Source organism: Bifidobacterium sp. LH_424 (assembly GCF_056356895.1).
Genome location: NZ_JBKEVC010000008.1, coordinates 81,278 through 93,899, shown reverse-complemented (window position 1 = coordinate 93,899; position 12,622 = coordinate 81,278). Strand labels below are relative to the sequence as shown.

Below are 12,622 nucleotides of genomic sequence, written 5' to 3'. Positions count from 1 at the left end.
CGTCGTTGATGGGATGGGAACGGGAGCGGGCGGTGTCAGCCGCGCCTGCGCAGGGTGAGGGTGATGCCGGCGGCGGCCAGCATCAGCGTGGCGACGGCGGCGAGTCCGGCCACGCCCGCGCCGGTGGCGGACAGCTTGCCCGCCGCGGCGTCGCCGTCGCCGTCGCCGGCAGCGTCGTCCGCGGCATCGCCGGCATCACCGGCATCGTCGCCGGCCGAGCCGCCGTCGCCGGTGCCGTCACCGTCTCCCGGCTCCGGGGCCGGTTCGATGGCCGGCTTGGCCTTGAGCGCGGCGGTTCTCGCGGCGAGGTCGTCGGCGGCCGCATCCACGGCCTGCTGGTCGGTCGGCGCGGCGAGCACCTTCTCGGCCTCGACGAGGGCCGTGGCGAACGGCGTCCACGTGTCGGCGGTGTAGGCGTCCTCGCCGAGGGCGGCCTTGGCCTTGGCCTCGTTGACGGCGAGTTCCAGCTTGGCGGTGTCGATTTCGGGCGTGGGCTTCTCGCCGACGGTCACGGTGCGGGTCGCGCTGCCGGTGAGGTTGCCGGAATCGGTGGCCGTGTAGGTGATCGTGTAGGTGCCGGGCGCGGTGGTGTCGACTTTGTCGACGGCCTTGCCGTCGAGGGCGATCGTCACGGCGGCCTTGAGGCCGGTGTCCGTGTCGTCGGTGACGGTGACGTCGTCGGCGGACGGCTGCGTGAGATCGGCGCCGTAGTCGAGGGTCACGGCCGCGTCCACGCCCGTGTTGAGCGTGACGACCGGGGCCTTGTTCTCGGGCGCGGGCGGCGTGACGGTCGTCTTGACGAGGGCCTTCTTCGCGGCGAACAGTTCGGCGAGGACGGTGTCGACCCGCTCCTGCGTGGCGTTCGCGTCGGCGGAGACGGCCTTGGCTTCCTCGAGCTTGGCGGCGAACGGCTTCCAGCTTTCGGGCGTGTAGTCGCTCTCCTTGAGGTTGGCCGGATCGGAGTAGGCGGCGATCGCCGCGTCGAGCTTGGTCTTGTCGGCGGACGGCTCGACCGGGTCGGTGGAGGCGACGGTGTCCGTGTCGAAGCTGGCATAGTAGGGCTGGCCGGCGATGAGCGCGGCCACGCGGTACGTGTAGTCCTTGGCCTTGTCGAGGCCGGTGTCGGTGTAGGCGAGCGTGTCGGCGGTCACGTCGGCGACGGCCGTGAACTCGGTGGAACCCTTGTCGGCGCGGTAGATGCGGTAGCCGCCCACGCCGACGCCCCAGACGCGGCCGTCAGTGGCGGCGGTCCAGGTGACGGCGGCGTCGGCGCCGTGCTTCGTGGTGGTGACGGTCGGGACGGTCACGCCGGCGGAGAGCATGGTCTGGCGGTGGGCCGGCTGGTTGTAGGCGGTGTTCTGCCAGGCGGGGCCCTCACGGTAGGAGCGGGACTGGAGGGATGTGGCGATGCTGTACGGCGTGGCGATGTCCGTCGAGTACAGGCGCACCACGGACGGATTCTTGGTGTCGCGCACGATGATCTCGTCGCGCCAGTCGCCCATGATGTCACCGATGAGGCCCGCGTTGCCCTTGGAGCCGTTGTTGGTGGACGCGGCCGCGTCCTCCCAGATCACGTCGGTGGTCATGGTCTCGGGGTTCCACTTCTGGACCTGCGGGGCCACGCGGTCCTGGTGCGCGGTGGTGATGGACGGATCCTGCGTGCCGCTGTATTCGAACAGCTCGTCCAGCAGGTCGCCGTCCCAGTGGAGGGAGAAGTTGGCGCTGGCCGGCTTGGTCTTGCTGTAGATCTTCTTCACGCACGGCGTGGGGCTCTTGGCGGTGCAGGCGGTCTTGTCCGCGGGGGCCGGGGTGACGGCGTTGTAGGTGTTGGCGTCCATCGCGCTCCACAGCTCGGCGCCGGGGTAGCGGGCGTCAATGTCGGCGGCCATGCCGCGGCCGTTGTCGCCGCTGACGGACTGGCGGAACATCACCTGGCCGGTGGCCGGGTTGGTGAGCGTCGCGTCGCGCTTGCCTTCGTGCACGTTCCACGTGTCGAGCACGCCGTCGTCGTTCCAGTCGCCGATGTGCTGGGCGTCGCCGTGGCCGAGCTTGGAGCTGGCCAGGCCGGTGCCGTCGCTTTTGACGGTCATGGAGCCGAAGACGATGTCGTCCTTGCCGTCGCCGTCCACGTCGTTGATGGACAGGTTGTGGAAGCCCTGCTGCGCGAAGTCGGGGTTCTCCACCCAGCTCGGGTCCTTGCCGGACGAGGTGTCCTTGTTGGCGCGGAAGTGCCAGTCGAGCGTGAGCTTGCCGCCTTGGAGCGAGTAGGTGGCGATCTCGGTGCGGAAGTAGTAGCCGCGCGAGAACACGGCGTACGGCCTGCCGTTCTCACCGTCCAGGTAGGCGGTGCCGGCGAGGAAGCGGTCGACGATGTTCGCGTCGGAGGGGCCCCAGTGCCACAGGCCGTCGTCGCGGCTCGGCTCGAAGTCGGTGGTGTCGATGATGTGGCCGTCGTCGCCGGCGAAGGCGGTCAGGTACTCCGGGCCGGAGTTGATCTTGCCGTTCTTCTTGTCCTTCGGGTCGGACGCCTTGCCGGTCATGCGGTAGTCGTGCTTGGCGGAGCCGCTCACCGTGTCGGTGGGCAGGTCCTCGGCGCTCGCGGCGCCCACGTGACCGGTCTCGACGAGCTTGCCCGCCTCGTCCTTGTAGGTGGACGTGCCGTCGGCGGTCTTGACGAGCACCTCGGCCTTGCCGTCACCGTCATAGTCCCACACCTGGAATTGCGTGTAGTGTGCGCCGGATCGGATGTTCACGCCTAGGTTGATGCGCCACAGGCGCTTGGTGGCACCGGTGGAACGGTCGAAGGTATAGCCGTCGAGGAACGTGGTGCCGGTGAAGCCCGCGTAGTAGTTGTCCTGCCAGTTGCTCGGATCCCATTTGACGACGAGGTCGAGTACGCCGTCGCCGTCGAGGTCGGCGGGACTCATGTCGTTGGCCGTGTACGTGGCGATCTGGTCGACGCCGGTGGTCTGGCCGGCGGGCATCTTCTGATCGGCCGGCGGGTCGAGCTTCAGGGTGAGTGACTTCGAGGCCCAGGCGGTGGCGGTCTCCTCGCCGTATTGGCCGGCGGAGGCGCTCAGCGTGTAGGTGTCGCCGGGTTTGCCGTCCTTGTCGGCGTAGTTGGTGGTGGTGCCGGTGTACACGGTCGCGCCGTTGCGCTTGAGCGTGAACGTGGTGCCGTCCGCGTCGTTCGCGTAGAGTCGCCACGTGGCGAGCACGCCCTGGTCGGTGGGTACGACGGTGAGCGCGCGGTCCGCGTACTTCTCGGCCGTCCATGACGTGTCGTTGTCGGCCGTGTCGAGCGAGCCGTCGTAGGCGTATGCGGCGGGCACGCCGGTGAGCGCGACGGTGCCGAGCGTCGCGGCGCCGACGAACGCGGCGACGGCGCGCTTGAGCCATGGCGTTTTGCGCCCGGCGTCCTTGCCGATGGTGTTGTTCCTCATTGAATGGCCATCCTTTGGATGTTCGATGGTTGGTTGTTGTGATGATGTGCGGGTTCCGTCCCGCCGGCGCGCGACGATGCCGCGCCGGCGGGAACGGGTGGCCTCAGTCGCGTCTGCGGTGGCCGAGGGCGAGCACCGTGATTCCAGCGATCAGTGTGGCCGCCGCGATGATCGCGATGGCGGCGACCGGCGAGCCGGTGGCGACGAGACCGCCGTCGGCGGCGTCCTGCGAGTCTTTCCTGGTCTCACCGTTCTGGCCGTTCTGGCCGCCGTCACCGTTCTGCGGTCCGTCACCGTCGTCCGGCTGGTCCGGCTGGTCCGGCTGGTCCGGCTGGTCCGGCTGACCGGTGCCCGGCTGGTCCGGGTCCGGATCCGGCGTCGGGTCGGGATCGGGCGTCGGGTCGGGGTCCGGCGGGTTCGGGACGTCGCCGGCGGACGCGGCGCGCATGGCGGCGCGGACGACGGGCACGTAGTACCGCTCGATGGCCGGGAAGTTCGGGTGGGTGCCGGAGGTCGAGCCGCTGGTCTGCGGCAGGCCGGTGGAGCCGAGCGCGGTGAACGAGTACTGGTCTTGGTTGGCGTCGGTCACCTCGAAGGCGTCGTACACGTCGGCCACGGTCACGCCCTTGGCGGCGCAGACCTTGTCCTGGATCGCGTGGACCTCGTCCTGCAGGGCGGAGTCGCGGCCGTTGAGCTTGGCGACCTGGACGAACACGATCTTCGCGTCCGGCCACTTGGTCTTCATCTGGTCGATGACGCCGCCCAGCTGCTCCTCGTACATGGCGGTGGTCCACTTCGTCCCGTCCTTGGCGATGGACGCGATGTCGTTGGTGCCGCCGTCGAAGATCACCATGTCCGGGGATTCGGCCGGGGCCTTGTCGATCTGCGTGGCGAGGTAGCGGGAGGACCACATGGCCGCGCCCTTGATGACGGTCGCGCCGTTCTGCGCGTAGCGGCGGACGGTCACGCCCTCCTCGTTGCCGGCGAAGGTGGCGAAGCTGGCGTCCGGGTACTTGTGTCCGGCGATGATCGAGTCGCCGAACGCGTAGGCGGTCCTGCCGCTGAGCGGCAGGTCGAGGTCGGCGGCCTTCGTCGCGCCGGCGAACAGCACGTCGTCGATCGTGTGGACGGCGGTGCCCTCGTAGTTGACGGCGAACAGGGCGGCCATCGAGGTGGCGCGCGTGGCCGTCTCGCCGGAGGCGATCGGGTCGCCGCCCGCGAGCGGCGTGATCGCGTACGTCACCTTGCCGTTCGCGAAGTCGGCGCGCACCTTGACCTGCCAGGCGGCGGTCGCGTCGCCCTCGGTGGTGGTCCACGTGGGCTCGCCGTTCCGGAACTGCTTGGCGCCGACGGTGGAGGCGGTCCATTCGATGTCGCGCGGCGCGGCGGTCGCGTACCTCACGGTCCGCTTGGACCCGTCGTTGCCGGCGGCGATGGCGAACAGGAGGCGCCCGTAGGCGTCGCGCAGTTCGATGCCGGACCTGGCGGTGGCGTCCGCCTTCCACGTGAACTGCGCTTCGGCGGTCTTCTGGGCGCGCACGGCGATCGGCAGCGTCGACTTGACGGCCTTGCCGGCGGCGAGGTCCTTGCCGACGGTCAGCCTGCCGTCGGCGACGGCGGCGTTGCCGGTGAATCCGAGGTTCTCCGGATCGCTCTGCTGCGTGAAGTCGGCGGAGAGCAGCGGGTTCAGGTCGGTGGTCGGCGGGTTCGGCGCGATTTCGCCGGAGCCGGAGCGCGTGACCTTGATGATGTAGTCCTCGACGCCGCCGGCGAACTCGTCGACGTTCACGTCGATGGTGGTCTCGCCGTCCGCGAGCGCCACGTCGGCGGTGTCGTCGGTCGTCTTGGCGCCGTTGACGAGCACGGTCTGCTTGTCCCAGCCGCGCGTGAAGGCGAGCGTGACGTGGGTCGCGGAGGCGGGCACGGTGACGGCGTATGGGTTGTCGGTGCCGACGCGCGTGTAGTCGAAGGCGGGTGTGAGTTCGAAGCCGTCCACGGCGAGCGACTTCAATGCGGCCGTCTGCTGCGGGTCGTCGCGGGTGATGACGGCCGTGACGGTCGCCTTCCTGCCGCTCTTCGACGTGACGTCGATCGTGACGTTGTTCGGTCCGACGGCGAGCGCGACGTCGGCCACGGCGGTGGCCGCCGCGTCGCCGCCGTTGATGGAGGCCTTCGCGCCGGCGCTGTTCGCCTTGGCGGTGAGCGTCGCCTTGTCCGCGTACGGGCCGACGTTCGCCGTGAGCGTGCCGTCCTCGGATCGGGCGAACGTGAGGTCGCCGTAGGCGGAGGTGGCGGTGAGCGAGCCGAGCGTGGCGTCGTCGGCGGTCTTGACGAGGTCGAAGTCGACGGTGGTGGTCTGCGCGAGCTTCACGGTCACGTCGCGTGTGACGCGGGTCGCGTAGTTCTTGCGGGAGGCGGTGACGGTGTAGCCGGCGCCGGGCGCGACGTCGAAGGCGTACGCGCCGGCGCGGTCGGCGTCGACGGAACCGAGGACGGAGGTCGTGGAGGCGACCTTCCTGCCGTCCTTGTCGGTGAGCGTCACGGTGATGCCGCCGACGGCGGTGCCGTTCACCTTGGTCGTGCCGGCAATGGCGCCGGTGGTGGCGGTGGCCTCGCCGAGCGCGAGGTCGACGGTGGCGACCTGTCCCTCGGCGACGGTGACGGTCGCGGCGGCGGAGTCCTTGTAGCCGGGGGCGGCGGCGATGAGCGTGTGGTCGCCGGCCTTAAGGCTCAGCGTGTACGCGCCGGCCTCGTCGGTGGAGGCGGCCGCGCCGGCGTCGCCGTCGGCGGTGACGGTCGCGCCTTCGACCGGCGCGCCGTCCGCGGTCTTCACGACGCCGGTCACGGTGCCGGAGTCGGCGGCGACCTGTGCGCCGGCCGCGCCGATGGCGGGCGGCACGGCGATCGGGTTGCCGAAGAAGTCGACGCCGATCGCGTCGTCGTTCACGCCGTCGGCGCCGGCGGCGTTGAATCCGGGCATGATCGCGTCGAGGTCGACGGTCCTGCCGGCGCCGATGAGCGGCGAGCCTTCGCCGGGCTTCGCGCCGTCGAGGCCGTCGGCCGGGTTGCCGATCTTCGGGTCGGCGGTTACGGCGGCCTGGTCGGTGGCGGCCGGGGTCATGTGCTCGCCCCAGTAGGCGTTGTTGGAGAAGGTCACGCCGGTCTTGGCGTCGGAGAAGGTGACGCCCTTCGTGTCCTTGGCGTTGAGGTTGACGAACGTGTTGTTGAACACGTAGTGGAGGTTCTTCTTGTTGAAGTAGCTGGAGCCGGAGGAGCCGAAGAAGCCGACGTTGCCGTTGGACTTGCTCCACGGTTCGATTGTGTTGACCATCAGGTTGTTGGTGATGGCGTTCACGCCGGTGGAGCCGTGGCCGTTCACGTAGTAGCGTTCGACGTCCTGGATGATGTTGTAGCGCACGACCGAGGTGCCGAAGCCGAAGCCGCACAGCAGGATGCCTTCGCCGGAGTCGTGCACGTAGTTGCCCTGGATGATGATGTCGGAGGTGCCGCGGTCCGGGTCGATGCCGTTGGAGTCGGCGGCGTTCGGGCGGGCGGCAAGTTCGGCGACCTCGTTGTTCTGCACGACGATGTCGGCCGCGTAGTACATCTCGATGCCGGAGACGCCGGCGCCGTCGACCACGTTGTTCTCGACGGTCGCGCCCTTGACGGACGTCAGGTACATGGAGTCCCAGCCGAACTGCGTGTCGCGGTTGGTCATGTAGTTGCCGGAGATGGTGACGCCGGTGTGCGGCGCCCAGTCCGGATCCTCGGTGACGGTGCCGTCCACGGCGGCCTTGCCGACCGCGCGGTCGCCCCATCCGGGGGCATGGTCCTTGTACTTGTCGGTGCCCATGCCGGAGAACTGCTTGAACACGAGGTTGCCGAACGAGGTGTTGGCGATCACGTTGTCGCGCACGGTCACGTCGGTGAACGTGGAGGCGGTCTTTGCGTCGCCCTTGAGGCCCTCGAACATGATGCCGCCGGTGCGCTTGGATCGGTCGAGCCCCCACGCGCCGATGGCCCACTTCTGTCCGGACACGTCGTGCACGTACAGGTCGTGGATGTCGTAGCCGGCGAGCGCGCCCGCGTTCTCGCCCTGGATGTGCACGCCCCTCAGGTCGCCGGCCTTCGGCTCGTCGTCCTTGGTGAACCTCGACGGGTCGAAGCCGTCGGTGAGGTTGGAGATGTCGAGGTTGGAGATGTCCCAGTGCTGTTGGTTGGTCAGCTGCAGCACGTCGTTGACGACGCCACGGCCTTCGAGCTTCGGGGCGGCGTCCGCCTCCGCGTCGCCGTCGCCGTAGCTGGACAACACGATCGGCTGCTCGGCGGTGCCGGAGCCCTTGGGCGCGAGCAGGGCGGTAGGGGCCTGGCCGTCCACGTCGGTGCCGACGCCGTTCTTCCACGTGGTGTAGTCGTAGGCCTCCTTGGCGACCGTGTCGCCTTCGGCGGTCCACGTGCTTCCCGCCTTGAGCAGGATGCGGTCGCCGGGCTGGAACTCCTTGGCGTTCACGTTCGCGAACGTCTTCCACGCGGTCGCCTCGCTGGTGCCGGCCGCGGCGTCGTCGCCGCCCGCGGAGTCGACGTAGTACGTGGTGCCGCTCGCGGCGGGGGCGGAGTCGTCGGCGACGGACAGGCCTCCCGCCTTGACGACGTCGCGTCCGGCGGCCTTCAGCGCCGTCTTGTCGGTGTAACCGGAGAATGTCGCCGAGGCGTCGGCCGCCATGGCCGAGGTGGCGGGCATGAACGCGGCGACCATCGCGGCCGTGGCCGATATGGCCGCCGCGCGTGCGCCCCATGTTCTCAAGGCACCCATGCGTTTCCTTTCATCTGGAGATGGACCGTGCGCGATGACGTCGTCGCCATGCGGATTCCGGCCGTTTCCACAAGAGCTGCCATGCTCTTGCATATCTTCTGCAAACTTTCCATAAAATTTGCTTTCGATTACCATAACACGGAAATACAAAAAAATCACGGCCAATCGCCTTCCATTTGGCAACCACCCGCAATTGTTGCTTCCCCGACTCGCCCTCCTCTGATGGCACATCGCCTCCCTCTGACGGGACATCGCCGTAAAGCAAACGCCAGAGGCGTTTGTAGGCGATGTGCTCGCCGACAGGCGAGCCAATAGAAGAGCGGCCGCAGGCCGCGGGAATATCGAATCGGCCTTCGGCCGATGCCGTTTTCCTGCGGCCTGCGGCCGCTGTCTCTCCCTCCGACCGCCTCCGGCGGCCACCTCCCTCGTCAGAGGGAGGCAATACGCTACCGCCGTCTGCGGCTGACCGCCAGCGCGATGCCGAATCCGAGGTAGTAGTCGGGTTCGTGGTCCTGCATGTAGCCCTTCACCGTCATGTCATCGCGGTAGGCGGGGTTCTGCGCGAGCGTCGTCACCTGGTAATCGGTCGGCTGATCGGTGGTGAATATCGTCAGCTCGTCGAACGCGGCGTTCGTGTAGACGACCTCCTCGCGCCAGTCGCCGAACAGGTCGCCGTAGAACAGCGGCCGGAACGTGCGCGTGCCGGAGGACTCGTACCCGCCGCGCGAGGCGACCGCCCCGAACGTCTTCGCGTTGATCCCGGTACCGGAGGCCGTCGTGATGCGCCTGAGCCGGCGCGCGGCCGGGTCCCATTTGTTGAAGGTCATCGAGTTGAGCAGTTCGCGGCCGAGGTCGCCGTCCCACAGCACGCCCATGTCGGGCCAGATTGCGCCGTTGACGCCGTCCTGCCGTGGCGCGATGGTCTCGCCGGTGGCCGCGTTCTTGAGTCCGGTGCTGCTCGACCAGACCTCCACGCCGGGCGCGTCGGGGTCGATGTCGCCGACCATGCCGCGCCCCACGTCCTCGGTGACGCCGTCCCAGTCGCCGGCGTTGGGCTTGCCGTTCGCGCCGTCCTGCCGGTTCTTCAACGCGGCGATGAGGCTGGGTGTGCGCCCGTCGAGATGGCCGACGCCGAAGCGCGCGTACATGGGCCCGTCGGCGAGGTACGTCTCCGGCACGGGCGCGACGGCCCTCATCGTGCCGGTCTCGCCGTCGATCACGGCGATGGCCTGCCGCGCGTCGCCGTCATCGCCGCCGCGCACAGTGCGGCACCCATCCGCCGCATCCACGCGGCGGCCTCGTGAGTCCTCATCGACCACTCCTTTTCCGTCATCGTTCCGTTGCGCCCCCTCAGTCCGGCCTACGGCCGGCCAGCTCCCCCTGAAAGGGGGAGCAAGCTTGAACTTCGCCTCCGCGTCCGGCCACTTGCCGCCAGCTCCCCCTGAAAGGGGGAGCAAGAGCATGTCGTCCGCTTCTTGCTCCCCACTGAGGGGAAGCAAGAGCGCGTCCCCGTTTCCTTGCTCCCCCTTGAGGGGGAGCTGGCGCGCGAAGCGCGACTGAGGGGGTGGACGTCCGAGCCGTTCACGCCGCTTTGCCTACGCTGTGGCGCATGACGAGGCGGGCGGGGACGGTGACGGCGGTGCCCGGCACGTCGCCGCCGCAGATGCGGCTCAGCAGCGCGGCCGCCGCATCCGATCCGAGCGCCGCGGCCGGCATGTGGATCGTGGTGAGCGACGGATTGGACAGCGCGGCGAGCTTGTCGTTGTCGAAGCCGATCACCGAGAACCGCTCCGGGCAGTCGTAGCCGCGTTTGCGCATACCGGCGACGAAGCCGAGCGCCATCAGGTCGTTGTAGGCGATGACCGCGCCGGTGGGATTGAGCAGGTATTCGTCGACGAACACGTTGCCGCCGTCCACGGTGGGCGCGCACGGGTGGGAGCGTTTGAGCGAGATGTTGCGCGCGTTGCATTCGTCGGAGATCGTGCGCCATTTGACGCCGCCCACCCACGAGGTCGACGGCCCGTCGATGTAGGTGAGCCGATGGTAGCCCATGAGCGCGAAGTACCGTACCGCCTGCTTGACCGCGTCGGCGATGTCGATGACCACGTTGGGCACGCCGCGCACGTTGCGGTTGACGACGACGGTCGGGCACAATTGCGCGCATTTGCGGATCATCACGTCGGGCATGCGCGGCGAGACGAGCAGCACGCCGCGCACGTACGGCAGCACCTCGTCGAAGATGATGCGTTCGCGGGCGACGACCTCGCGCGATTCGCTGACGACCATGCCGAATCCGCGCGACGAGCATTCGTCCTGCACGCTGCGGCAGATCGCGGCGAAGAACGGGTTGGCGAGGTCGGGCACGATCACCGCGACCAGTCCCTTGCCGTTGACGCGGCGACGGCCGGACGCGATCGGATCGGAATGGTAGCCGATCGCGTCGGCGGCGTCCTGGACCTTCCTCGCCGTCTCGGCGCTCACGCGGCCGGGCGCGGCGAACGTGCGCGAGACGGTGGACGGCGAGACGCCGGCGACCTTCGCTACGTCGTATATCGTGACCTTGTCGCTCATCGCGAGACCTCCTTGCCGCCGGCGGCGGACGCGACGTCACGTCCCGCCGTGACGTGATCGGCCATGTCGACGATCACGTAGCGTCGCATCCCCTCCCACGCGGCGTACACGCCGATCAGGCCGGCGAGCGAACACCCGAACAGCGGCGGGACGAGCACGGTGAACGGCATGCCGCGGTAGGTGACGGCCACGAGGCCGGCGAGCGCGGCGAGCGCGCCGGCCATCTGGCCGAACCGCATCTGGGTGAGCAAGACCGCGTTCCTCAGCACGGCGGAGACGGGCAGGTCGGTGAACGCGACGAGCGGGAAGACGATCATCATCACCATGACGTCGACGAGCGCGGCGACGAGGCACAGGCCGGCGAGCGCGAAGCCGCCGGGCATGCCGGAACGCGGGTAGAAGAGCATGCCGAACAGCGCGGCGGCGAGCACGCCGAACACGACCGCGCCGCACGCCGTGGAACGTTTCCATTCGCGCGCGAACCCGCGCCAGTAGTCGTGGACCGGATAGCAGACGCGACGCTGGACCATGCGCCCGAGGACGTCGCTCATCGCGGTCATCGCGCAGGGGATGGTGACGATCGGCACGCAGGAGAGGATGAACATGATGTTGAGGCCGATCAGGCGGCCCCAATGCCACTTGATGACGGCGAAGAACAGGTGGATGCCCTGCGGGTTGGCCTCGCGCTCGGATTCATGGCTCCGACCGTTGTAGAACAGCGAGAACAGGCTCATGGTGGTCAACCGGCTTTCTGGTGGTGGATGGTGTGGATGGTGGTGGATACGCGAAGTGCCGGCCTCCGCCGCCATGGGGAAGGAAGGAGGTAGCAAGTCCATGGCGGCGGGTGCGCGGCGGCGATGCGGGCTGGAGCCGAAGGAGGAGGAAGCGCTCAGCCCTTGAGTCCCGAGGTGCTCACGCCTTCGACCAGATACTTCTGGAAGAAGAGGAAGATGAGCACCGAGGGAAGGATGGAGACGGACGCCATGGCGAACAGGGCGCCGTAGTCGGAGGAGGAGCCGGGGTCGGAGAAGAGCTTGAGCGCGAGGGCCACCGGGTACTTCTCGGTGTCGGACACGTACAGCAGGGCTCCGAGGAAGTCGTCCCAGCGCCACATGAAGGAGAAGATGCAGCCGGTGACGAGCGCCGGGGTGAGCAGCGGGAAGATCACGCGGGCGAAGATGCCGTAGAAGGAGCAGCCGTCGATCTTCGCGGCCTCGTCGAGGCTCTTCGGGATGCCGTCGATGAAGTTCATCATCAGGTAGATGAAGAATCCCTGGATGGCGAAGCAGTAGGGCACGATGAGCGGCAGGTAGGAATTCGTCCAATGGAGCTTCTGGTACCACAGGTACTGCGGGACCATGAGCACCTGGGCGGGCAGCATCATCGAGATCATCATCGCGACGAACAGCGTCTTGTTGCCCTTGAACTTGAGGCGGCTCAGCGCGTAGGCGACGATCGCGGAGGAGAACACGGTGCCGATCGTGGCGGTCACGGCGATGAACAGCGAGTTGCCGATGTAGCGGAAGAACGGGATGCCGGGCTCGAATCCGCGGAAGCCGTTGACGTAGTTGTCGAACGTCCACGTGGTCGGGAACAGCTGGCCGGCGGTGGTGAATACGGTCTTCGTGGGCTTGAAGGAGCTGAACACCATCCATGCGATCGGGTAGAGCATGAGCAGCGCGAACGCGAAGACGAGCACGTGGTAGACGATGCGGCCCGGCTTGACGCGCGGTGCCTTGTGGACGGGGACCGTGGCGGACTTGCGGCCCGGGGTGGTGGGAATCGCTGTGGTCAT

6 protein-coding genes are annotated in these 12,622 nt (G+C 68.4%); all 6 read right to left on the bottom strand.

Annotated features, from left to right (window positions below; all coding sequences use genetic code 11):
• Nucleotides 1-35: 35 nt before the first annotated feature.
• Nucleotides 36-3,443 carry a rhamnogalacturonan lyase family protein gene (locus AC1AYP_RS07680; RefSeq protein WP_476547359.1) on the bottom strand — a complete coding sequence of 1,136 codons (3,408 nt, stop codon included), beginning with the start codon at nucleotides 3,441-3,443 and terminating at the stop codon, nucleotides 36-38.
• Between the two features lie 103 nt (nucleotides 3,444-3,546).
• Nucleotides 3,547-8,256, bottom strand: a complete 4,710-nt coding sequence (locus tag AC1AYP_RS07675) for a carboxypeptidase regulatory-like domain-containing protein (RefSeq protein ID WP_476547357.1) — start codon at nucleotides 8,254-8,256, stop codon at nucleotides 3,547-3,549.
• A gap of 446 nt (nucleotides 8,257-8,702) precedes the next feature.
• On the bottom strand, nucleotides 8,703-9,575 hold the full coding sequence (locus AC1AYP_RS07670) for a rhamnogalacturonan lyase family protein (protein WP_476547355.1): 873 nt from the start codon (nucleotides 9,573-9,575) through the stop codon (nucleotides 8,703-8,705).
• Nucleotides 9,576-9,837: 262 nt separating this feature from the next.
• Complete coding sequence (locus tag AC1AYP_RS07665) at nucleotides 9,838-10,827, bottom strand: LacI family DNA-binding transcriptional regulator (protein WP_476502519.1); 990 nt, start codon at nucleotides 10,825-10,827, stop codon at nucleotides 9,838-9,840.
• Nucleotides 10,824-11,561: a DUF624 domain-containing protein gene (locus AC1AYP_RS07660; RefSeq protein WP_476502540.1), complete on the bottom strand. Its 738-nt coding sequence runs from the start codon at nucleotides 11,559-11,561 to the stop codon at nucleotides 10,824-10,826. Before AC1AYP_RS07660 ends, AC1AYP_RS07665 begins: the two co-directional genes overlap by 4 nt.
• Nucleotides 11,562-11,716: 155 nt before the next feature.
• A complete protein-coding gene (locus tag AC1AYP_RS07655; protein WP_476502520.1) occupies nucleotides 11,717-12,622 on the bottom strand; it encodes a carbohydrate ABC transporter permease in 906 nt (301 codons plus the stop codon).

Excerpts from the sequence above, each read along its gene's own strand:
- AC1AYP_RS07680 (WP_476547359.1), bottom strand. The coding sequence starts at position 3,443 with ATGAGGAACAACACCATCGGCAAGGACGCCGGGCGCAAAACGCCATGG.
- AC1AYP_RS07675 (WP_476547357.1), bottom strand. The coding sequence starts at position 8,256 with ATGGGTGCCTTGAGAACATGGGGCGCACGCGCGGCGGCCATATCGGCC.
- AC1AYP_RS07665 (WP_476502519.1), bottom strand. The coding sequence starts at position 10,827 with ATGAGCGACAAGGTCACGATATACGACGTAGCGAAGGTCGCCGGCGTC.
- AC1AYP_RS07660 (WP_476502540.1), bottom strand. The coding sequence starts at position 11,561 with ATGAGCCTGTTCTCGCTGTTCTACAACGGTCGGAGCCATGAATCCGAG.
- AC1AYP_RS07655 (WP_476502520.1), bottom strand. The coding sequence starts at position 12,622 with ATGACCACAGCGATTCCCACCACCCCGGGCCGCAAGTCCGCCACGGTC.